The sequence below is a fragment of the Arthrobacter sulfonylureivorans genome (assembly GCF_022637435.1).
Classification (GTDB): Bacteria; Actinomycetota; Actinomycetes; order Actinomycetales; family Micrococcaceae; genus Crystallibacter; species Crystallibacter sulfonylureivorans.
Window position 1 is genome coordinate 1881043 of sequence record NZ_CP093326.1, and the last position, 21011, is coordinate 1902053.

Consider the following 21011-nt stretch of genomic DNA (forward strand, 5'->3'; position numbering starts at 1 on the left):
CGCTTGAGCGTTCCTTCCGCACCGTCGAGCCTGGCCGTGGGGCTGGACGGCTATAGCAGTTCGGCGCGCAGCTGAGCGGCGGACTTGGGGGAGAGGAGGCCGGGCGGGACGTCGAAGACGGTGACGGCGCCGAACTGGCCCTGCTGGTTCAGCCGGTGCACTGCCCGGGCGTAGGCCACCAGGACGCTGGCGGTGAATTCCGGGTTGCTCTCCAGGGTGAGTCCGTATTCGATGACCTGTGCGTGGTCGTCGCTGGTGTTGCCGCTGCGGATGGTCATGCCGCCGTGCGGCATGGCGCTGTGGTCGCGGGCCAACTCATCGGCGGTGATGAAGTGGACTTCGGTGTCGTACTGGTCAAAGTAGTGCGGCATGGTCACGATGGCCTCGCGGACCGAAGCGGGGTCGGCGCCGTCGGCCAGCACCACGAAGCATTCGCGGGTGTGCTTCTGCCGCGTTTCCAACTGTGGGCGGCTGCCGTTGCGGACCTGCTCGATGGCGGCCTCGGACGGCAGGGTGTACTGGACACCGGCGGCCACACCGGGTACCCGGCGGATGGCGTCGGAGTGGCCCTGGCTGAGACCACGTCCCCAGAATGTGTAGGTGTCGCCGTCGGGCAGCAGGGCTTCGCCGTAGACCCTGTTGATGGAAAACATCCCGGGGTCCCAGCCGGCCGAAATCAGCGCGGTCTTCCGCGCGGCGCGCGCCGGGGCATCGACGGTCTCGAAGTACTCCGGGATGCGGGCATGCGTGTCGAAGCTGTCCACCGTGTTGAAGCGGGCCGCCATGACCGGTCCCTGCTGCGGCAGGTCCTCCTTGGAGCCGCCGCACAGGATCAGCACGTCGATCCGGTCCTCATGCGCGGCAAGGTCATCCATGGTGTTCACGGAGGTCTCGGCGTGCAGCGTGGCCAGCTCCGCGGGATTCCGGCGGGTAAAGACCCCAACCAGCTGCATGTCGCGGTTCTTGGCCACCGCGGCCTCCACGCCGCGGCCCAGGTTTCCGTAGCCGGCAATACCAATGCGAATCGATTCACCCAAGGCTCTGTCCTCTCGTCAGGTTCAACGGTTTGTCAGGCAGTGGGTGTTAGATCCACATCGCCGGATCGATGTATTCGGCCGGGTCCACGGCGGGCTTGGTTTCGCGCTGCGGATCCCGGTGCCGGAAGGTGGCCGGAATGCCGGTGATGATGGATTCCGGCGGGGCGTCCTTGACCACCACGGCGTTGGCCCCGATGGCGCTGTCCGCACCGATGACCACGGGTCCCAGCACCTTGGCACCGGCGCCGATGACCACGCGGTCGCCAATGGTGGGATGGCGCTTGACCTTGGCCAGCGAACGGCCGCCGAGGGTGACGCCGTGGTAGATCATCACGTCCTCACCGATCTCCGCGGTTTCACCGATCACCACGCCCATGCCGTGGTCGATGAAGAACCGGCGGCCGATGGTCGCACCGGGGTGGATCTCGATGCCGGTCAGGAAACGGCCGGCCTGCGAGATCAGTCGGGCCGGCAGCCGCAGCGACGGGTTGGCCCACATTTTGTGGGTCAGCCGATGGATCCAGATGGCGTGCAATCCGGAGTAGGCCAGGAAATTCTCCACGCGGCCCCTGGCCGCCGGGTCGTGCGACCGGGCGGCCTCGAGGTCTTCACGCAGTCGCGCTAGGAAACCCATGTGCTCTTTCTGATCGGACATCGCGCCGCGGGCAGCCCGGAAAACGGCCGCCGCCCGTCTGGCGCAGGGAAGCTAATTTAGCCGCGGATGTCGTCGTACAGGAGCGTGGAAATGTAGCGCTCACCGAAGTCAGGCACCACGGCCACGATCAGCTTACCGGCGTTCTCCGGCCGTTTGGCCACTTCCAGCGCCGCCCAGACTGCAGCACCGGAGGAGATGCCGCCGAGGATGCCTTCCTTGATGCCCAGCTCGCGCGCGACGGCGACCGACGCCGACGTCGGGGCATCCAGCACTTCGTCGTAGATGCTGGTGTCCAGCACCTCCGGAATGAAGTTGGCGCCGAGGCCCTGGATCTTGTGCGGACCGGGGTTGCCGCCGGTGAGGATGGCGGAGTCTTCCGGCTCGACGGCGATGATCTGGACGCTGGGCTTGCGCTCCTTGAGCAGGCCGCCGGCGCCGGTGATGGTGCCGCCGGTGCCGATGCCGGCCACCAGGATGTCCACCTTGCCGTCGGTGTCGGCCCAGATTTCCTCGCCGGTGGTGGTGCGGTGGATCAGCGGGTTGGCCTCGTTGGCGAACTGCTGCGCCCAGATGGAGTTCTCGGTGTTGGCCACGATTTCCTTGGCCTTCTCCACGGCACCGCGCATGCCCTCGGAGCCCGGGGTCAGCACAATCTCGGCACCGAAGGCGCGCAGCATCACGCGGCGTTCGGTGGACATGGTCTCCGGCATGGTCAGGATGACCTTGTAGCCCCGGGCCGCGCCGACCATGGCCAGCGCGATGCCGGTGTTGCCGGACGTGCCCTCCACGATGGTGCCGCCCGGCTTCAGGGCTCCAGCCTTTTCGGCGGCGTCAACAATGGCCACACCGATCCGGTCCTTCACCGAGTTGGCCGGGTTGTAGAACTCCAGCTTCACGGCCACCTGGGCCGGCAGGCCTTCGGTGAGCCGGTTCAGGCGCACCAGCGGGGTGCGTCCTACAACCTGGGTGACGTCGTCGTAAATCGGTGCCATGGGTGTTCCTGCCTTCTGGCCCGGAGGCCGCTACAGCGATGGGAGTAACAAAACTTCTTTCAGCCTAGTCAGGGCGCTGAGCAGCCTGCTATGCGATGAGCCATTCGGCGTAATATTTACGGGCCTTGGCCAGCTTGGGATTGATGATCACCTGGCAGTAGCCGACGTGGGGATACTTGGCGTAGAAGTTCTGGTGGTATTCCTCCGCCGGGTAGAACTCCGGCAGCCGGACCACCTCGGTCACGATCGGATCCCGCCAGTCCGCCTGCGCCCGTTCGATCGCCGAAACGAAGGTCTGCTTCTGCTCGTCATCGATGTAGAACATCGACGAGCGGTACTGCGTGCCGACGTCGTACCCCTGGCGGTTCAGCGTGGTGGGGTCATGCGAAGCGAAGAACATGCCCAGGATCACGTCCTCGGGCACTACCGTTTCGTCGAACGTGACCGCGACGACCTCGGCATGGCCGGTGGTTCCGGCGCAGACCGCCTCATAGGACGGGTTCTTCACGGCGCCGCCGGTATAGCCGGAAACCACGTCCGTCACGCCGCGGGTCATGTTGTACACCGCGTCCAGGCACCAAAAGCAGCCACCGCCAAGCACAAAAGTCTTCATGGGTTAAACAATGTCATGGACCCCTCGAATGTTCCCGGGGCGTCAGTCTTACGCTCAGGGCGTGTGGGCGGGCCCGCGCCGGATGGGGTAGAAAAGGACCTATGGTCGACGACGAACTGCTCCGCACCGGGGACACCGAAGCCCCCGCGGGATCCACAACTTCAGCGGGAACAGAGAGCCCAGCGGGCACCGAAGCCTCGGAAGGAACCGAGTTGCCAGCGGGAACTGAAAACCCCGTGGACACGGACGCCGCCGCAACGGACGAAGCGCAGCCGAAGACACCGGTCCTTGGCGACGTGCTGTTGGCCATCGAGGAACTGTGGCCCGAATCGCTGGCCGAGCAGTGGGACGCCGTGGGCCCCGTCGTCGGACGCCCCTCGGCCGACGTACGGAAGATCATGTTCGCCGTGGATCCCACCGCCGACGTGATCACCGAAGCCATCGAATGGGGCGCCGACCTGCTGCTCACGCACCACCCGCTGCTGCTGAAGCCAGTCAACTCGGTGGCAACCTCCAGCTTCAAGGGCGACGCCGTGCACCGGCTGATCGAGAACGGCTGCGCCCTGGTCACCGTCCATACCAACGGGGACAGCGCCGTGGGCGGAGTCTCCGACGTACTGGCCGATGCCCTGGGCCTGCAGGACGTCCGGCCGTTGTCTCCGGCCGACAACGGTCTGCCCGAAGAAGGCATCGGACGGGTGGGGGAGCTGGCCGAAGCCAGGACCCTGGGCGAATTCGCCGAGCAGGTCTTCAGCATCCTGCCGGCCGTTGCCGGGGGAGTGAAGGTGGCCGGCGACCGGAACGGAATCATCCGCAGCGTGGCCGTCTGCGGCGGCGCCGGCGACTCGCTGTTCGACCAGGTCCGGATGTCCCGGGCGGATGTGTATGTCACGGCAGATCTGCGCCATCATCCCGCCTCCGAGGCGCGCGAAGGAACGGTGGATGGCCGGCCGTACCTGATCGATGTCTCGCATTTCGGCAGCGAGTGGCTCTGGCTGACGCCGGCTTCCGCGGCGCTGGACAACGTCCTGACCGATCAGGGCTACACGGTGGAGGTCAAGGTCAGCATGACCAACACCGACCCGTGGGATTTCGTCCTCACGCCGGGCTAACAGCGCCGCGTCCGGACGGTAGGCTAGGACGAAGCTGAACCGCAACGGTTCCGCAGCGTGTTGAAAGGACGTACATGGCGAAGGCACCGGCTTCCGAGCAACTCAGGTTGCTCGACCTGCAGGCACTCGATGGCAAGCTCACTCAATTGAGCCGCCGCGCTGCAGCCACTGCCAAGAACGCCGAGATCGATGCGCTGGTGGAGAAGCTGTCCGCTGCCGAATCGTCACTGGTCGCCCTGAACACGGAGATCGAGGACACCGAGCGTGAACTGAAGCGCGCCGAAGCGGACGTGGAGACGGTCCAATCGCGGATCGAACGCGACCAGAAGCGCCTGGACAGCGGATCGGGTACCCCCAAGGACCTCACCGCGCTGCAGCACGAACTGGTCTCGCTGAACAAGCGCCGCAGCGACCTGGAAGACGTGGAGCTGGAAGTCATGGAGCGGCTGGAGACGCTGCGGACCCGCCACACCGAGCACCAGCAATCCAACGACCAGCTGCGCGCGGAATTGTCCGGCCTGGAACGCACCCGCGACGATGAACTTGCCGGGATCGAAAGCGAACGCGGCGCGGTGTCGGCGGACCGGAAGGAACTAGCCGGCAGCTTCGAACCGGCCCTGCTGGCCGTTTACGAAAAGACCCTGGCCCACCGCGGCATCGGCGCCGCCCGCCTGTTCCACGGCAAGTCCGAAGGCTCCGGCATGCAACTGAGCGCCGGCGATCTTTCCGACATCCGCAAGGCCGCCGCCGACGACATCGTCTTTTGCCCGGACTCCGGCTGCATCCTCATCCGCTCGGAGGAGTGGAACAGCTAGCCCGCATTTTCGGGTCGGGTGCCGCCCGGAGGCGGCAGCTATCGGCTTGGCGGAAGCCAGCCCAGATCGTCGAGCTTGCCCTCGATCACGCGGCGCAGGACCGCATACCCCGCCGTATTCAGGTGCGCACGGTTGCTGGAGAGTCTGGGCGGCTTGTTGCCCCGCGCCTGTTCCATCAGGTCCTCCGGTGTCGGCCGGACGCCGGCCATCTCCCAAACACCTCGGTGTGTCAGCAGTCGGTCCAGATCCACGTACCGCGGACCGTACCGCGCCGCCAGGGCATCATTCACGCGGTTGATGCGCCGTCGCACGGGCGACGATGCGTGCGTTCCGGTGTTGACGAAGTGCCCCCAGACGAGCACGTGTCCGCCGGCGGCTGAAAGCCACTCGTCAGCCGTCTGGGTCCACTCGATAATGGTGTCCGGGTCGGTCGTAGCGTGGTGTTTGCCGGTGAGGTTGTTCTTGCCAATGCTCAGGTGGCTGATGCCGGCCCTGAACTCGTTGCCCTCGGCGGAGATAAACGGGGTTCCGTCAGGGATCCGCAGGCGATTGCCGGGCTGGCTGCGGCGGAAGCTGTAGCCAGGTTGTGCACCGTGGGCCTTGGAAAGCTTCCCTTGGATGCCCGCGAGGGCGCCCGCAGCGCTGAACGATGCAGCATCCTTGGGGCTCAGCGACGGTGAGGACATGAGGACGGCGCCGGAGGCCGGAATGACACCGGCGCCAACGCGCGCCGGCCGGGACCCCAGCCGCGCGAGGATCTGTTCTGCGGTCTGACCGCCGGCGCCTCCATTGAAGTACGTCATTCCGTAGGCAGAGGCCAGGAGCGCCAAATCCGGGGACATTCCTGCAGCGGTCGATGAACCCCAGCAGGCCATCTCCGGCGCGCCGGAGCGGGCGGGGTCGGCCGTCATCAGCGCCGCAGGATGGCCGGAGAGGTCGGCGGCTACCGCACAGGGGACCGCGGCCAGTACCAGGCCCAGGACGGCCCGGCGCCGGACGGGGTGCTGAATCGAGGACACTGTGCCTCCCCTACGGTCACGCCGGCAGTGGCAATGCCCCCGGTCACCGATGAATGGCGGCTTCGAGCGCACGCCCAATATAAGCCTTAAGGACCATGCGGATAAAGGCGCAGGAGGGGCTGGTCAGCGCATTACCAGGCGGGACAGTCGGCGTCTGATCTTGCGCCTGATCCTCCGCTGGAGTTCCCTCGGCTGGACCGGCCTCAAGTCTCGGCGCCGCAGGGGAGCGGTGTCACGCAGAGTGGCGGTGGTGCCGGCGTCGGTGGTCCGGATCTGTACGGTTTTGCCGGTGGGGAGGGTGTAGAGTCCGCCGGCGCAGCTGAGGCTGACGGCGGCGTGGTAGGTTCCCGGCGGCAGCGCGGAGATGTCCACTCCGGCGCCCTTGCGGGTGCCGAAGTGCGCGCCGGAGTAGTCGCTCAGCCCGTCGCCGAAGACGTTCGTGTCCCCGCGGAAGCCGCCGGCGGCCAGCGGAAAGGCGTGGGTGCCGGCGGGCCCGTGCAGCACCAGGTAGTAGCGGGCGGCCTTGCTGTCGGGGACTTCCACCCCGCGGACGGCGAAGTCCCCGTCCAGGTGCACCCGCGGACCGCGTGCCCAGCTGGTGCGCAGCCGGAAGTAGGCCTCTTGCGGTGCGGTGCCGAGGACCGGCCGCACATCCAGCACGGCGCTGCTGGGCCGGGTGCGGAAGCGGTACAGCCGTCCGTCCCGCTGGGATTCGGTGCTCAGCGGTGTGCCCGAGGTCAGCGGCTGCTCGGCCTCCCGGTCCGGGGCCATCAGCCGCAGCCGCAGCTCGTACGATCCCGCCGGCAGCCCGGCCAGGTCGAGGCCGCGTTTGTCCGGGGACGTGAACTTCGCCAGTTTGTAGTCGCAGGCGGCTTCCTCGTAGTACCTGAAAGAGATCGCCGGATCACTGGCGCCGGCCAACTCGTGCTCCTGCCGGATCCCATCGCCGGAGAGGACAAGCATGGCGGCCAGCGAAGCGCGGCTCTTGATGGCGTGCCCGCGCAGAAACCCCACACCCTCCGGGAAAAACACCGAGCCGGACAGCCGCACGCCGGTGAGATGGGCGACGGCGGAGCCGGTTTCCCGCTGCCGCGCCAGCACCTCGCTGCGCAACTGGGACGGCATCCGATTGCCGTTGCGCACCGCGCCGAACCGCGGCGGGGTGTTGTCGGCCACTGCGGCCATGACGGAGAGCATCAACGGCAGGTTGTAGCGGATTTCCCCGGCATGGTCCCAGACCAGGTCCGAGTCCGTCTCGACGTAGTTGAAGTTCGGGTACTTGGCGAACAGCGGCAGCGCCCGGCCCGTCTGCGCGGCGTGGGACTGGTCCTGCAGCGAGCTGAAGAGGTAAATGTTCTTGTCCGTGCCCTGGTCCGCGGCAATGGCGTCCGGAATCAGCGCGTCGAGCAGTTCCTGCGCCCGGTCCCCGCCGTCCCCTGTCATGTGCGCAAAGGTCTTGGGACGGTTCCGGCGGGTGTGCGTGCCGACGTAGACCTGCGGGGCGCAGGCGATGATATTGCCGAAGTTGTACTTGATCCCGTAGTACAGCGCGGGGAAACCGCCCTTGGAGATTCCCGCAAGGGTGCATTCGTTCCGGCTCAGGCCCAGCCGCTGCAACTCCGCGTCGATCAGCGCGATCACTGCCTGTTCGACGGCGAAGTCCATGTCCCGGCACAGCGTGTAGGCGGGCTGCGGCCCGAACTTGTCCTTGATCCACAGCCAGTTGGCCTGGTTCTCCTGCGTGGACTGACCGTCGAAGTCGTAGGTGTCCCGCGGCCGGAGCCCCGTGAACATGACGATCAGGTGACGCCGGTCCGGCTTGGCTTCGCGCGTCTTGTATTCCACCAGGACGCCGTTGTGCAGAAAGTCCTGTTCGCGTTGGGGCATGCCTGCGAAGCTACTGCGCCCGGATGAACGCCGGGGAAACACCTGCCGACCGCGGGGTGCGGAGCCGAAGTTACCGCCGGGCCAGCCGGCGCTTGATCCGGCGCCGGAGCGCCGATGGCGCCAGACGGACGATCCCGCTCCGGAACGACGCCGGTCCGGGTGCGGTGTCGTGCATGGCGGCGGTGGTGCCGGCGTCGGCGGTCCGGATCTGTACGGTTTTGCCGGTGGGGAGGGTGTAGAGTCCGCCGGCGCAGCTGAGGCTGACGGCGGCGTGGTAGGTTCCCGGCGGCAGCGCGGAGATGTCCACGCCGGCGCCCTTGCGGGTGCCGAAATGCGCGCCGGAGTAGTCGCTCAGCCCGTCGCCGAAGACGTTCGTGTCCCCGCGGAAGCCGCCGGCGGCCAGAGCGAAGGCTTGGGTGCCGGCGGGTCCGTGCAGCACCAGGTAGTAGCGGGCGGCCTTGCTGTCGGGGACTTCCACCCCGCGGACGGCGAAGTCCCCGTCCAGGTGCACGCGCTGCCCGCGTGCCCAGCTGGTGCGCAGCCGGAAGTAGGCCTCTTGCGGTGCGGTGCCGAGGACCGGCCGCACATCCAGCACGGCGCCGCCGGGCCGGGTGCGGAAGCGATACAGCCGTCCGTCCCGCTGGGATTCGGTGCTCAGCGGCGTGCCCGTGGCCAGCGGCTGCTCGGCCTCCCGGTCCGGGGCCATCAGCCGCAGCCGCAGGTCGTACGTTCCCGCCGGCAGCCCGGCCAAGTCGATGCCCTGGTGCTTGCGCGAGGAAAACCGAGCCAGCCGGTAATTGCAGTAGGCCTGCTGGAAGTACCGGAAGGAGGTGCCCGCGTCCTCGTTCCCACCCAGCGCAAACTCGTGCCGGGAAGCTTCCCCAGCGAGCACCAGCGTGCTGGCCAAATCGGCCCAATCCTCGGTGGCGTGCCCGCGCAGGAAGCCCACCCCCTCCGGGAAGAACACCGAGCCAGACAGCCGCACGCCGGTGAGATTGGCGACGGCGTTACCGGCCTCCCGCTGCCGCGCCAGCACCTCGCTGCGCAACTGGGACGGCATCCGGTCGCCGTTGCGCACCGTGCCGTAGCGCGGCGCAACGTTCTCTGCGAGCGCGTAAAGCGTGGCCAGGATCAGCGGCACGTTGTAGCGGGTCACATCCGTGTGCTCGTTGACCAGATCCGAATCTGTCTCGATGTAGTTGAAGTTCGGGTACTTGGCGAACATCGGCAGCGCCGGCACTATCTGCCCCGCGTGGAACTGGTCCCGCGGGGAGCTGAACAGGTAGATGTTCTTCTCCGTCTGCTCATCAGCTGCCACCGCGTCAGGCAGCAGCCCGTCCAGCGACTCGAGCTCCGCCTGCCCGCCACCGCCGGTCAGATGCGCGAAGATCTTGGGCCGGTTCCCGCGGGTATGCGTGCCGGCGTAGATCTGCGGGGCACTGGCCAGGATATTGCCGAAGTTGTACTTGATGCCCAGATACAGCGCGGCGAACCCGCCCTTGGAGAAACCCGCCAGCGTGCATTCTTTTCGGCTCAGCCCCAGCCGCTGCAGCTCTGCCTCGATCAGCGCGACCACGGCCCGCTCAATGGAGAAGTCCATATTCCGGCACAGGTAGTACGCGTGCTGCCCGTCGAACTTGTCCTTGATCCAGAGCCAGTGCGCCTGGCTGTCGCTGGAAGCCCTGCCGTCAAACTCGTAGCTGTCCAGCCGCCCGACCCCCGCAAACATGACGATCAGGTGGCGCCGGTCCAGCTTCGCCGCGCGCCGTTTGTACTGCACCAGCACGCCGCTGTGGACAAAATCTAGCTCTCGTTCGGACATGCGCCCCCAACGCCTCCATCAATGCTTTAAGTACCCGGACGCACCGAAACTACGCGGCCTTGGTGAACGGCAGGCAAACTCGCGGGTTACCCGGCCTCGAACCCCACTCGGTGATCGACCAAGGGCCGCCAGTCAAGCAACCCGGTGATCGACCCAGGGCCGCCAGTCAAGCCTTCCGGTGATCGACCAAGGGGCGTCAGTCAAGCATTCCGGTGATCGACCAAGGGCCGCCAGGCCCGCGTGGAGATCTATTCGCCCAGAACAATGTTCAGCGCGTGCGCCTTGCGGGCCGTGCCTGCCACCAGCTCCGCTTGCCAGACTTCCTGCGCCGCCTTCAGCAGTGCGGCCGGCGTCTCGGGCGCCTTGCCGCGGCGGGTGAGCAGATGGCGGGCCAGTTCGCCGCGAGTGTGCTTGGCAAAGTGTGAGACGACAGTGCGCTTGCCGTTGCGTTCCTGGAACACGTTGACCACCACGGTGCGGGCCGGCTCCGGCGTCCAGGCCGCCGCGTAGGTGCTGGAGCGGCAGTCGACCAGCAGGTGCCCCTCCGCGTGGGTGTCCAACGCCGTGGGCAGCCGCTTCCTCCAGTACGAGGCCAGCTTCCCGGTTTCCGGAAGTCCCACGGCCATGGACAGCCGGTAGGCCGGAATGCTGTCCGCGAAACCGATCGCACCCCAGAGTGCTGAGATAACGACGACGGCGGCGTCCGCCTTGCGCTTCTGTGTGGCGGTCATGCTCCGGTAGCCCAGGGCGTCGTACAGCACGCCGGAGTACACGGTGTGTGCAGGGGCGGACGGTTCGTTGTGGAGCCGGGTATTGCGCTCCACTTCCGCAGCCAACGATGCGCCGACGCCCAGCTGCGCCAAAGCGTCCGGACTGTGGCTGATGTGGGCGAGGGCGGCCAGTACTTCCTCGCGTGCCGGATTGAGCTCCGGGAACTGCAGTTCGTGCAGGTCGAACGGATGTCCCTTGGCAGCAGCGGTCTTTCCTTCGGAAGGCGGAAGCAGAATCAGCACCGTAGCAGCCTACCGTCGTACTGCACCGCCGCACGAAAGGCGGGAACCCCGCCGTCGTCATTCAGTGAATCCGGAAGAAGCTGAGCAGATTACTGGCGGCGGGGGAGCAGGCCGTATCCTGAAGGCGGGACGGGTTGGCCGGGCGATCGCGTCGGACGGGTCTGCGAAGATTCGTCTGCCGAGGAAAGTCCGGGCTCCGCAGGGCAGGGTGGTGGGTAACGCCCACTCGGGGAAACCCGCAGGCAAGTGCCACAGAAAATAGACCGCCAGGGCTGCCTCGTGCAGCACCTGGTAAGGGTGAAACGGCGGTGTAAGAGACCACCAGCGCGCCGGGCGACCGGGGCGGCTAGGTAAACCCCACCCGGAGCAAGGCCAGACAGGGCACGATCGAGGGCTGCTCGCCCGAGTGTCCGGGTAGGCCGCTTGAGGGCGCCGGCAACGGTGCTCCTAGATGGATGATCGCCACCCGGCGGCGGGCAACTGCCGCAGGTGACAGAACCCGGCTCATAGGCCAACCCGTCCCACAAATTTTCGCCCCGACCGGGGACCAAAGCGGCAGTTCCACAAGGAAGCAGCCCCGCCAGGTTTGAACTGGGCCCCGAAAGTTGGACCGGCTAAATAAGAGCCTAGGCTGCGAGGGCCTGAGCACGGTATTGCACCGGGCTCAGGCCCTTGAGCTTTGTTGAGATCCTTTCGGTGTTGTACCAGTGCATGTACTCATGCAGTGCGGACTGCAGCGCCTCGATGTTGAGGAATTGGACGTGGTGGAAGAGTTCTTCCTTGAGGTGTCCGAAGAAGTTCTCCATCACCGCGTTGTCGAAGCAGTTACCTTTGCGGGACATCGACTGGACGGCGCCGGCGTTCTTCAGAAGATGCCGCCATGAGAGGTGCTGGTACTGGAAGCCCTGGTCGGAATGCACGAGCGGTTTCTGTCCGCATGCGAGGGTTGTCAGAGCTTCACGCAGTGAGGTGTTGGTGAGCTGCAGATTCGGCGACGTGCCGACGGCGTAGGAGATGATCTGCCGGTCGAAGAGGTCCATGACCGGTGAGGGGTAGAGTTTCCGATCTCCGACGCTGAACTCGGTCACATCCGTCACCCACTTTTGGTTCGGGGCATCGGCGTCGAACTCCCGGTTCAGCAGGTTGGGTGCCACGGCGCCCTGCCCGCCCTGGTAGGAGTTGTAGCGCTTCCTTCGCCGGACTTTGCAGACCAGCCGCAGGGAACGCATCAGCTTCAGCACGGTCTTCTTCGCGACCGACCACCCCTGCTTGACCAGCTCGGTATGGATGCGGCGGTGCCCGTACCGGCCATGGTTCTTCATGAAGATCTCCGCGACCGCGGCCTTGAGTGCCTCCTGCGGATCCGGGGCCTGAAGGCGGGCCTGGTGATAGAAGAACGTCGACCGGGCGAGGCCGGCGACCTGCAGCAGAACCGGGAGAGGAAAGTCAGCCTTGAGAGCGATGATGGCCTGAACCTTCACCGTCGTTCCTGCGCCCTCAAGGCCCGCAATTTTCCCAGATAGGCCACTTCCGCCCGCAACCGTTCGTTCTCGAGCCGCAGCCGCTCCACTTCGGACAACTCCGCGGGTGCCGGGGCATCGGGTTTTCTGGGTCTGCCTCTAGGCTTCGGGCGCAACGCGTCCACACCCTCACGGCGATATGCCCGTACCCAGGTTTCGAGCAGGCGAGGCGACGACAAGCTGACTTCTGCTGCGAGATCAGGGGCAGTCTCACCAGCGAGGAACCGCTCAACCAAAGCGAGCTTGAACTCGAACGAATACGACTGTTTTGTCTGCTTGGTCATCAACGCTCCTCGGCCATGAATCCTCCATCGCCGATAAAGCCGCTTGACCGGCGAGTGAGGCACTCCCAGCAATCTGGCCGTCGCCCTATAAGCGATGCCCTGCTCGAACCACGCTACAGCGGACTCGCGCTGATCCTCGGATAACGAACTACATGCATGCATAAAACTGCTCCCCGGGAGTCGGAACTGAATTTCTCAGTCCAACTTCCGGGGAGCAGTTCAGTTTTGGGGAGTCCGACGGGGCCGCTTCGACTGCCGAACACCACCGCAGAGTTGGGGGCCGTGGCGGGGTTCGCTACCGCACAGTCTCGCAGTCCTCCGCAGCAACAGATATCCCCAATGTTGGTTAGCGCCGTTGGGGTGTGCGCCAGGTTTCGCTGGCTGCCGGTGCGGGAGCAGAGGCCTGCACGTTATGGTCTTGTAATGTGTTGGGATGACTTCTCCGGCGTCGCAGCGAAACCTTCGACTTGATACCGCCAAGGGACTGCTCATTTTTGCGGTGGTCCTTGGCCACTTCCTCGAGGAGATCGGTTCCTGGAAGGCGGACGGCACTCGGCTGGCGTTGACGGGCATTTACATGTTCCACATGCCGGCCTTTGTGTTTCTGGCCGGAGTGACCGCCAAGACAAGCCGGCTGGGCCAGCGCATTGGAACCTTCGCTGTGATTCTGGTGGCGTTTCAGACCCTGTACTTTGTCTTCGTCAGCGTTCTGGGCATCGACCGGCAGTTCTCCATCGAGCGGCCGTTCTGGATCCTCTGGTTCCTGCTCGGGATGATGTGGTGGCTCCTGCTGCTTCCGGCTATTGCGCGGTTCCCCAGGGCGGCCATCTTGCTGTCAATTGTCATCGCACTGGTAGTCGGCGCTTTGGACTCGGTCGGCTATTCATTGTCGCTCTCACGGGCATTGGTTTTCCTCCCGTTTTTCGTAGTGGGCGCCACCTACGGGAAGCGCATAGTTCACGCCCTGGGGGAGGCGACCTTGGTGTGGAAAGCGGTTGCCCTTGTCGCTGCTCTGGGCGGCTGGCTACTCGTCTACAGCCAGGACATTCCGCACCAATGGCTGTATGGCTCCTTCAGTTTCGACCGGCTTGATACTCCCGACGCCTTGGGTCTGGGCACCAGAGGGGCGCTGCTGCTCCTAGCAGCTGTCGCGATAGCCGCCCTGCTCTGCGTAGCCCCGAACCGGCAGGGGTTCGTCGCCCGAGTCGGCCGTCACAGTCTGGCGGTCTACGTCCTTCACGGTTTCGTTGTCCTGGCCGTGGCGGAGGCGCTGCCTGCAATCCAAGACCTGTGGGGGAGCACAGGAGTGCTCGTCCTTGGCCTGGTGTTGGCTGCGGTGACCACCATGCTGCTGGCTCTGCCAGTCTTTGAGAACACCATCCGACGCGCGTCGGGCCATGTAGTCAGCAGCTACTCGGCAGCGGTTGCAAAGTCGAGCGGCGAACGGGTCGATGCCCGTTAACGTGAGGCAGTTCACCTGCAGGCGTACGCCGATGCTTCCAGCAGTCCCTAGAATGGATAGCAGGTAGGCGTGACTGACGTCGCTTGGCAACGAGCGGCCAAACCGCGCAGATCCTAAAGCTTCCCGCCGGCAGTTGGCGGTGGCATGCCGTCGGAACCGGACAGATGGTCTGGCGAAAGCGGCGTCGTCGTGAAAATCCACGGCGGTGACAACCGGGCTCGAGGGAGAACCCGGCTGATGTAGGAAGGTAATTCTGTGAACCAGATGTCAGAGTCGGCCCTAGATGCGTGGAGCAACCGCCAGGCCCTTGCCGAAGCGATGATCCCGATGATCGGCCGGTTGTACCGAGAAAACAACGTGGTCACCTCCATCCACGGGCGCAGCCTGATCAACCAGTCCGTGGTGGGCATCCTCAAGGCGCACCGCTTCGCCCGCCAAATCGACGACGCCGAACTGCCGCTGGAAGAAACCTTCCCCGTGGTGCAGGCACTGAGCGAGCTGGAACTCGGCGCCGGCTCGGTCGACCTAGCCCGCCTGCTGGTTAAGTTCAAGAACGAGGCTGACGGCACGGACCTGAAGGACTTCGTCCGGGCCGAGCTGGCGGATATTGTCGGCAAGCACGGTGCGGACGAGCGCACCAGCACCGATGTGGTGCTCTATGGCTTCGGCCGGATCGGCCGCCTGCTGGCCCGCATCCTGGTGGGCCACTCCGGTGGCGGCCACGGTCTGCGCCTGCGCGCCGTGGTGGTGCGCAAGGGCAGCGACGATGACCTGATCAAGCGAGCCAGCCTGCTGCGCCGCGACTCCGTGCACGGCCCGTTCGACGGCACCATCTCCGTGAACGAAGAGAACAACACCATCCAGGCCAATGGCACGTTGATCCAGTTCATCTACTCCAACGACCCGGCGTCGGTGGACTACACCCAGTACGGCATCAAGGACGCCATCGTGGTGGACAACACCGGCAAGTGGCGCGATGAAGCCGGCCTGTCCCAGCACCTGCAGTGCCCGGGCGTCTCGCGCGTGGTGCTGACCGCGCCGGGCAAGGGCGGCCTAAAGAACATCGTGCACGGCGTGAACCACTCGGACATCACGGATGAGGACAAGATCGTTTCCGCAGCTTCCTGCACCACCAACGCCATTACGCCGGTGCTCAAGGCCCTGAACGACAAGTACGGCATCGCACACGGCCACGTGGAGACGGTCCACTCCTACACCAACGACCAGAACCTGATCGACAACTTCCACAAGGGCACGAGACGCGGCCGTTCGGCGGCGCTTAACATGGTGCTGACCGAGACCGGCGCTGCCAAGGCTGTGGCCAAGGCCCTGCCGGAGCTCGAGGGCAAGCTGACCGGCAACGCCATCCGAGTTCCCACTCCGGACGTTTCAATGGCCATCCTGAACCTGAACTTGGAGCAGGACGCCACCAAGGAAGGCCTGAACGAGTACCTGCGCGGCATGTCGCTGAACTCGGATCTGCGCAAGCAGATTGACTACGTCAACTCGCCGGAAATTGTCTCCACCGACTTCGTCGGTTCGCGCCGCGCCGGCGTGGTGGACGGTCTGGCAACCATCGCCAACGGCAAGAACGCCGTGCTCTACGTCTGGTACGACAACGAGTTCGGTTACAGCTGCCAGGTGGTCCGCGTGCTGGAAGAGATCGCCGGGGTCAACCCGAAGATCTTCCCGGCCGTGATGGAGCCGGTGGCGGAAACCGTCTAACCGGGCACATCCAGCAATAACGACGGCGGAGGCCGGCGGCAGTGAATGCCGCCGGCCTTTGCTATGGCTTTTAGCCGGACGGCGTTCCTACAATGGCGGCATGGTAGAGATGACGCGGTGGGAACAGGCACAGGCCAATCACAAGGAAGCCGAGCGGCTGCTGCACGCGGCGGAGGATGCATATGCCCGCGGCAGCGTGCCGGAGAAGCGCATCGACGAGCTCAAACGGCTGCGCGACATTACGCTGGAGGACCTGCGCCGCTGCGAGAAAGACCACAAGTCGGGCCTCACCGACAGCTGACGAAGGGTTCAGTGGCCGAACGGATCCGGATCGACGCCCGGTAGCCAGGTGTTGCCGGGGATGCCCCAGCCTTCTTTCCTGATGTTTTTGCGGGCGCGCTTGCCCCACCGGTCATTGAGCCGGTCAATGTACAGCTTGCCGTCCAAGTGGTCGTACTCGTGCTGCATCACGCGGGCGAACCAACCGGTTGCCTCGAAGTCCACCGGAGTGCCGTCCGCGTCGAAGCCGCGGACTCGGGTCCACTCCGCCCTCTTCAGCGGGTAGCTGTGACCCGGCACGGACAGGCAGCCCTCGTTTTCCTCGTCGGGGTCGGGTTCCGCGCCGGAGACCTTGCCGAGCACCAGCGTTGGGTTGACCAGCACGCCCCGCGGCGGGACGTCGTCGTCGTTGGCAAACTCGTAGGTAAAGATCCGCAGGCCAACGCCCACTTGGGGAGCAGCCAGGCCCACCCCGTTCGCCTCGTCCATCGTGTCGAACATGTCCGCTATCAAGGCCCGGAGTTCATCGTCAAAGGTCTCCACCTCGACGGCGCGGCGGTGCAGCACCGGATCTCCGGTGACGGTGACGGGGCGGACAGTCATTTTTCTCCTTCAGTCAGGACGAAGGTTCTCCGGCGTGGGCACTGCCACCTCGACGGTGCCGTGGGAACACTCCCGCTGCAGCGGGACATGCAAAGAGCCGTCCCGACGTGCGGGACGGCTCTTCCTTCCGGCTATGCCGGACCTTCGGGGTGAGTAACGGGGATTGAACCCGCGACCTCCTGGACCACAACCAGGCGCTCTGCCAGCTGAGCTATACCCACCATGTGCCAACTTGTTCCTCCCGACGGGCCCCGCTCAAGCGGTTCCTGCCGGTCTCCAACCAGTGAGGCAACGCAGACTAGTTTACATGCTTTTCATCTGGCCTTTGCCACTTTAGGCCATTCCCGGCGTGAAAGTGGCATAGCTAACATTCTAGTCGGCTGGGACGGCACTGATGCCGGCCGCGATCTTCTTGGCGGTGGCGGAATCCGGGCCGGGGGAGGGGACGAAGACAGCTTCGCGGTAGTAACGAAGTTCGTTGATGGAGTCTTTGATGTCTCCCAGCGCGCGGTGTCCGCCGCTCTTGGCCGGGGATTGGAAATAGGCACGGGTGAACCAGCGGCGGGACAGCTCCTTGATGGTGGAGACGTCGATGATCCGGTAGTGCAAATGGTCTATGACGCGCGGCATGTCCCGGGCGAGGAACGTCCGGTCGGTGCCGACGGAGTTGCCCGCCAGCTGTGCCTTGCGCGGCTCCGGAACCCACTGGGTGATGTATTCCATCACCTTGTCCTCGGCGTCCGCCATGGTCATGCCGTGTGGGAGCTCGTCCAGCAGCTTGGAGGTGGTGTGCATGGTTCGAACGAAGTCGTTCATCTGGGCCAGGGACTCTGCGCTGGGCTTGATGACAACATCGACTCCTTCGCCCAAAACGTTGAGTTCCGAGTCGGTGACCAGGACTGCAACCTCGATCAGCGCATCCGCCTCGAGGTCCAGCCCGGTCATTTCGCAGTCGATCCAGACAATATGTTCGTTAGAGATTGGCACCTGTCAAATGTATCGCGTCCTGGTCTTGCCTCGCGGGACGAGTTCGCGCGGACTGGCGAGGTGCCCGGTGCTAACATGCAGAAAGCACCATCAGCGGCTGCCTGCTGATGTGTCCGCCTGACCGTTCTGAGGCGTGCGGACCACCGCCGAGACGATGACCGCACCGGACCAGGTGTACCGACCCCGGAGTGATTGGACCGCCGAGACGATGACCGCGCAAAGACCTACGGCCGAGCCCTCTGTCCCTCGGGGCGGAAGCGACGTCAAGGAGCGGTCCACCCTGAGCATCATCGAGGGCGCCGTCGGTTCCTTCATGATGTTCTTTGGTTCTCTGGGGGTCGGCTGGCTGGCCTCGGTGTCCGAACTGCGCCGCTGGCCGCTGCTGATCTTTCTCCGCGTGGAATTGGTCGGGGTTGTCCTCTCGGTGATCCTGCTGGCATTGGGCGGCATGATCCTGGTTCGCGCGTGGTTGCGGTTGGGTCAGCAGTTCACCGTCTGGGGGGCCGAAGCGCGCCGGGCCACGCTGACCGCAATCGTCGCCTGGGGCGCGCCCCTGGCGCTGAGCATCCCGCTGTTCAGCCGAGATGTGTACGCCTATATCGCGCAGGGCAAGGTTATGGTCAACAACCTCAATCCCTATGTGGATGGGTACGACCAGTTGCAGAATTACCTGCAGACCGGCGCCGACGATCTCTGGGCGCGCAGCCCAACTCCCTACGGCCCGATATTCCTGTGGCTGGAAGAGTTCATCGTCTGGCTCAGCGGTGGGCACCCGGAATACTCCATCGTCATGTTCCGGATCCTCGCTATCGCCGGGGCCGCGATGTGCGTCTACTACGGCCCCAAACTCGCGGAACTGCACGGGATCAATCCCAACCGTGCGCTCTGGCTGGCCTGCGCCAACCCGCTGTTCCTGACCACCTTCATTGCCAGCATCCACAACGATGCCCTGATGCTAGGACTTGCCCTTGCCGGCCTCTATTACGCGGCAACCCGGCGGGTGCTGCTGGGCATCTTGCTGGTGACGCTCTCCATAGCCATTAAGCCGATCACGCTGATCTTCCTGCCGTTTATCGGGCTGCTGTGGGCGGGCAAGGGCGCCAGTTGGCCGCGCAAGTTTGGCTATTGGGCCCTCACCGCCGGCCTTTCCTTCGGGCTGCTTGCCGTCATGGGCGTGATCAACGGCCTCGGCTTCGGCTGGGTTGGAGCGCTCAGCCAGCAAGGTGCCGGCCTGATGATTTGGTACGCACCGGTCGGACTGCTGGGGATCTTGCTGGGGCTGATCTCCGGCGGACTGGGGTTCGATGGCGCTTTCGTGCAAGCCGCCGTGTACACAGCCGGAAAAGTCGCGGCTGTGCTGATAGTGCTCTACACCATGTTCCGCGGCAGCTACGACCGAATCGTCCGGCGGTTGGCGCTGGCACTGGCCGCCGTGGTGTTGCTGGGCCCGATGATCCAGCCGTGGTACATCGTCTGGCTGCTGCCGCTCTTCGCCGCCACCGGCATTCGGAATGACTGGCAGGTTCGGACTGTCTACGCGGTGACGTCGTTCCTGATGATCTACGCGATCACGGACCAGCTGGATATCTTCCCGTACATCGAGTTCGACCTCGACATGGCCCGGCTTCTTGCCGGCATCGTGGCGGTTGCCTTCGCCTTGTACTTGGTGTTCTTGGACCCGAAAACCCGCAAACTCTTCCGCAAGAAATACGCCGACGCAGACGATCAGCGCCTCTTCTGAGGCCCTGAACTGCTCCCGGCAGCTACCTAGGAGACCGTAGGCCCCATGACCAACGACGCCGAACACATCATCGCCGCAGATTTTGACGTCACCGACTGGGTTCCCGAACCGTACGAAGTCGAAGGGACCAACTCCGATCTGAGCCGTGTACTCGTGACCAAGGTTTTTGACGGTTTAATCACAGGGACCAGCCGGGCCGAGTTGCTCATGGCCGGCAATGCATCCGGTGCCGGATACGTCGCGTCCGAAGTCTTCACCGGATCTGTGGACGGCCGTGAAGGCACTATGGTGATCCAACACTGGGGCCTCGCCGAGGGCGAAGCCGCGGCAAGCGACGGCCACATCATCCCTGGTTCCGGCACGGGCGCCCTCGAAGGAATTGTGGGGAAAGCCATCTACGTCCAGGACGCAGCAGGGCAGCACAGCCTTGAACTACGGGTGTTCTTTCGCGACAGCGAAGCATGAGCCCCCGGCCGGCCGCAAACTGGAACGGATCCATCTACTACACTCGATAGGGGCGCGGCGGGCTATCGACCCGTCGCGATTACCGTTTTATTTGACTGACCTGTAAGGGACATGTGGCATGAGCCTTGCCGAGGAAGCGGCGCAGAATAACCTTGAGCGGGTTGGCCAAAGGCCGCCTCTGCGCGAGTATCTGGCCGAAGTCTGGCGCCGCCGTGAACTGACCACCTCGATGGCGAAGTATCGGATTCAGGCCAGCAACGAGGAAAATCGGTTAGGCATGGCTTGGGTCGCACTCAAGCCCACGATGAACGCGTTGATTTATGGACTCGTTTTCGGTGTACTTCAAGGAGACCGGCGGCCAGAGAACGTCGTTGCCTATATTGTCATCGGAGTTTTCCTTTTCGAGTTCTTCGCCAGTTCATTTTCGCATGGTGCCGACTCGATTATGAGGAACAAGGCACTGGTTCAGACCTTGGCGTTTCCCCGAATCACCCTCCCCCTCGGAGCGGTCATTCAGCAGCTCATGAATCTGGTGCCGATCCTAGCTGTCATGGCCTTGATCGTCCTCCTGACCGGGAACCCGATTTCCTGGAGTTGGCTGCAGATGGTTCCGCTCGTTTTCTTGATGACCATGTTCAACACAGGCGTCGCACTGATTGCGGCGCGATTGACTGTGCATTTGACGGACATCAAGGAAATCATTCCGATCATCACCCGTGTGCTGTTCTACACATCAGGGGTGTTCTTCCAAGTGGACCGGATCCTGGGTAAATTTCCCTGGTTGGTCACCTTCTTCGACTACCACCCTTTGTACGAGTTCCTGTCGCTAGCACGTGGTGCCATGCTCAGCGATTACGCTGTTGACCCCGTTTTTTGGATCTATGCCAGCATTTGGAGCGTTTCTCTCCTAGTGATAGGGGTGGTCTTCTTCTGGAAGGCCGAGGAACGCTACGGCAGGATCTACTGAGGAAGGGCGGAAC

18 protein-coding genes, 1 tRNA gene, 1 other RNA gene and 1 pseudogene are annotated in these 21011 nt (G+C 64.6%); 9 read left to right on the top strand and 12 right to left on the bottom strand.

What is annotated here, in order from left to right:
• Positions 1-50: 50 nt before the first annotated feature.
• The 4 genes from MNQ99_RS08880 to msrA form a co-directional block, all read right to left on the bottom strand.
• Positions 51-1037, bottom strand: coding sequence for a diaminopimelate dehydrogenase (locus MNQ99_RS08880; RefSeq protein WP_241915166.1), 987 nt, complete (start codon positions 1035-1037; stop codon positions 51-53).
• A gap of 46 nt (positions 1038-1083) precedes the next feature.
• On the bottom strand, positions 1084-1671 hold the full coding sequence (gene epsC, locus MNQ99_RS08885) for a serine O-acetyltransferase EpsC (protein ID WP_136786967.1): 588 nt from the start codon (positions 1669-1671) through the stop codon (positions 1084-1086).
• Between the two features lie 77 nt (positions 1672-1748).
• Positions 1749-2684 (bottom strand): cysteine synthase A, encoded by a 936-nt coding sequence (gene cysK / locus MNQ99_RS08890; RefSeq protein ID WP_127514866.1) that lies wholly within the window; start codon positions 2682-2684, stop codon positions 1749-1751.
• 88 nt (positions 2685-2772) lie between these two features.
• Positions 2773-3297: a peptide-methionine (S)-S-oxide reductase MsrA gene (gene msrA / locus MNQ99_RS08895; RefSeq protein ID WP_241915167.1), complete on the bottom strand. Its 525-nt coding sequence runs from the start codon at positions 3295-3297 to the stop codon at positions 2773-2775.
• 101 nt (positions 3298-3398) lie between these two features.
• On the opposite strand from msrA, the gene MNQ99_RS08900 reads away from it, so the two are divergent.
• Both MNQ99_RS08900 and MNQ99_RS08905 read left to right on the top strand, forming a co-directional pair.
• Positions 3399-4409, top strand: coding sequence for a Nif3-like dinuclear metal center hexameric protein (locus tag MNQ99_RS08900; protein WP_241915168.1), 1011 nt, complete (start codon positions 3399-3401; stop codon positions 4407-4409).
• 74 nt (positions 4410-4483) lie between these two features.
• Positions 4484-5224 carry a zinc ribbon domain-containing protein gene (locus tag MNQ99_RS08905; protein WP_241915169.1) on the top strand — a complete coding sequence of 247 codons (741 nt, stop codon included), beginning with the start codon at positions 4484-4486 and terminating at the stop codon, positions 5222-5224.
• Positions 5225-5262: 38 nt separating this feature from the next.
• Here MNQ99_RS08905 and MNQ99_RS08910 read toward each other — a convergent pair whose 3' ends face one another.
• The 4 genes from MNQ99_RS08910 to MNQ99_RS08925 form a co-directional block, all read right to left on the bottom strand.
• Positions 5263-6243, bottom strand: a complete 981-nt coding sequence (locus MNQ99_RS08910) for an SGNH/GDSL hydrolase family protein (protein WP_241915170.1) — start codon at positions 6241-6243, stop codon at positions 5263-5265.
• A gap of 123 nt (positions 6244-6366) precedes the next feature.
• Positions 6367-8130: an accessory Sec system protein Asp2 gene (locus MNQ99_RS08915; protein WP_241915171.1), complete on the bottom strand. Its 1764-nt coding sequence runs from the start codon at positions 8128-8130 to the stop codon at positions 6367-6369.
• 70 nt (positions 8131-8200) lie between these two features.
• A complete protein-coding gene (locus MNQ99_RS08920) occupies positions 8201-9952 on the bottom strand; it encodes a hypothetical protein (protein WP_241915172.1) in 1752 nt (583 codons plus the stop codon).
• A 248-nt stretch (positions 9953-10200) separates the two neighbouring features.
• Complete coding sequence (locus MNQ99_RS08925; protein ID WP_241915173.1) at positions 10201-10965, bottom strand: YaaA family protein; 765 nt, start codon at positions 10963-10965, stop codon at positions 10201-10203.
• A 130-nt stretch (positions 10966-11095) separates the two neighbouring features.
• Here MNQ99_RS08925 and rnpB point away from each other — a divergent pair.
• Positions 11096-11488, top strand: an RNA gene (gene rnpB / locus MNQ99_RS08930) — RNase P RNA component class A.
• A gap of 103 nt (positions 11489-11591) precedes the next feature.
• On the opposite strand, the pseudogene MNQ99_RS08935 reads toward rnpB, so the two are convergent.
• Positions 11592-12858 (bottom strand): annotated as a pseudogene (locus MNQ99_RS08935) (IS3 family transposase).
• 344 nt (positions 12859-13202) lie between these two features.
• Here MNQ99_RS08935 and MNQ99_RS08945 point away from each other — a divergent pair.
• From MNQ99_RS08945 to MNQ99_RS08955, 3 genes are all read left to right on the top strand, one after another.
• Positions 13203-14231, top strand: a complete 1029-nt coding sequence (locus MNQ99_RS08945) for an acyltransferase family protein (RefSeq protein ID WP_241915175.1) — start codon at positions 13203-13205, stop codon at positions 14229-14231.
• A 264-nt stretch (positions 14232-14495) separates the two neighbouring features.
• A complete protein-coding gene (locus MNQ99_RS08950; protein WP_241915314.1) occupies positions 14496-15956 on the top strand; it encodes a glyceraldehyde-3-phosphate dehydrogenase in 1461 nt (486 codons plus the stop codon).
• 100 nt (positions 15957-16056) lie between these two features.
• A complete protein-coding gene (locus MNQ99_RS08955) occupies positions 16057-16257 on the top strand; it encodes a hypothetical protein (protein ID WP_127514882.1) in 201 nt (66 codons plus the stop codon).
• 8 nt (positions 16258-16265) lie between these two features.
• On the opposite strand, the gene def is transcribed toward MNQ99_RS08955, so the two are convergent.
• The 3 genes from def to orn all read right to left on the bottom strand — a co-directional run bounded on the left by def (position 16266) and on the right by orn (position 17825).
• Positions 16266-16838 (bottom strand): peptide deformylase, encoded by a 573-nt coding sequence (gene def / locus MNQ99_RS08960; RefSeq protein ID WP_241915176.1) that lies wholly within the window; start codon positions 16836-16838, stop codon positions 16266-16268.
• 148 nt (positions 16839-16986) lie between these two features.
• Positions 16987-17059: transfer RNA gene (locus tag MNQ99_RS08965), tRNA-His, on the bottom strand.
• Between the two features lie 151 nt (positions 17060-17210).
• The gene (gene orn, locus MNQ99_RS08970; RefSeq protein WP_277883615.1) at positions 17211-17825 is read right to left on the bottom strand and encodes an oligoribonuclease; all 615 of its coding nucleotides are present in this window, start codon (positions 17823-17825) and stop codon (positions 17211-17213) included.
• Positions 17826-18033: 208 nt separating this feature from the next.
• On the opposite strand from orn, the gene mptB reads away from it, so the two are divergent.
• From mptB to MNQ99_RS08985, 3 genes are all read left to right on the top strand, one after another.
• Positions 18034-19566, top strand: coding sequence for a polyprenol phosphomannose-dependent alpha 1,6 mannosyltransferase MptB (mptB, locus tag MNQ99_RS08975; RefSeq protein WP_241915177.1), 1533 nt, complete (start codon positions 18034-18036; stop codon positions 19564-19566).
• A gap of 45 nt (positions 19567-19611) precedes the next feature.
• Positions 19612-20031 carry a DUF3224 domain-containing protein gene (locus tag MNQ99_RS08980; protein WP_241915178.1) on the top strand — a complete coding sequence of 140 codons (420 nt, stop codon included), beginning with the start codon at positions 19612-19614 and terminating at the stop codon, positions 20029-20031.
• A 118-nt stretch (positions 20032-20149) separates the two neighbouring features.
• Complete coding sequence (locus MNQ99_RS08985; RefSeq protein ID WP_241915179.1) at positions 20150-20998, top strand: ABC transporter permease; 849 nt, start codon at positions 20150-20152, stop codon at positions 20996-20998.
• The last annotated feature ends 13 nt before the right edge of the window (positions 20999-21011 follow it).

Excerpts from the sequence above, each read along its gene's own strand:
- MNQ99_RS08945 (WP_241915175.1), top strand. The coding sequence starts at position 13,203 with ATGACTTCTCCGGCGTCGCAGCGAAACCTTCGACTTGATACCGCCAAG.
- MNQ99_RS08900 (WP_241915168.1), top strand. The coding sequence starts at position 3,399 with ATGGTCGACGACGAACTGCTCCGCACCGGGGACACCGAAGCCCCCGCG.
- MNQ99_RS08955 (WP_127514882.1), top strand. The coding sequence starts at position 16,057 with ATGGTAGAGATGACGCGGTGGGAACAGGCACAGGCCAATCACAAGGAA.
- msrA (WP_241915167.1), bottom strand. The coding sequence starts at position 3,297 with ATGAAGACTTTTGTGCTTGGCGGTGGCTGCTTTTGGTGCCTGGACGCG.
- MNQ99_RS08920 (WP_241915172.1), bottom strand. The coding sequence starts at position 9,952 with ATGTCCGAACGAGAGCTAGATTTTGTCCACAGCGGCGTGCTGGTGCAG.
- cysK (WP_127514866.1), bottom strand. The coding sequence starts at position 2,684 with ATGGCACCGATTTACGACGACGTCACCCAGGTTGTAGGACGCACCCCG.
- epsC (WP_136786967.1), bottom strand. The coding sequence starts at position 1,671 with ATGGGTTTCCTAGCGCGACTGCGTGAAGACCTCGAGGCCGCCCGGTCG.
- def (WP_241915176.1), bottom strand. The coding sequence starts at position 16,838 with ATGACTGTCCGCCCCGTCACCGTCACCGGAGATCCGGTGCTGCACCGC.
- MNQ99_RS08915 (WP_241915171.1), bottom strand. The coding sequence starts at position 8,130 with ATGCCCCAACGCGAACAGGACTTTCTGCACAACGGCGTCCTGGTGGAA.
- mptB (WP_241915177.1), top strand. The coding sequence starts at position 18,034 with ATGACCGCGCAAAGACCTACGGCCGAGCCCTCTGTCCCTCGGGGCGGA.
- MNQ99_RS08905 (WP_241915169.1), top strand. The coding sequence starts at position 4,484 with ATGGCGAAGGCACCGGCTTCCGAGCAACTCAGGTTGCTCGACCTGCAG.
- MNQ99_RS08950 (WP_241915314.1), top strand. The coding sequence starts at position 14,496 with ATGTCAGAGTCGGCCCTAGATGCGTGGAGCAACCGCCAGGCCCTTGCC.
- MNQ99_RS08980 (WP_241915178.1), top strand. The coding sequence starts at position 19,612 with ATGACCAACGACGCCGAACACATCATCGCCGCAGATTTTGACGTCACC.
- MNQ99_RS08985 (WP_241915179.1), top strand. The coding sequence starts at position 20,150 with ATGAGCCTTGCCGAGGAAGCGGCGCAGAATAACCTTGAGCGGGTTGGC.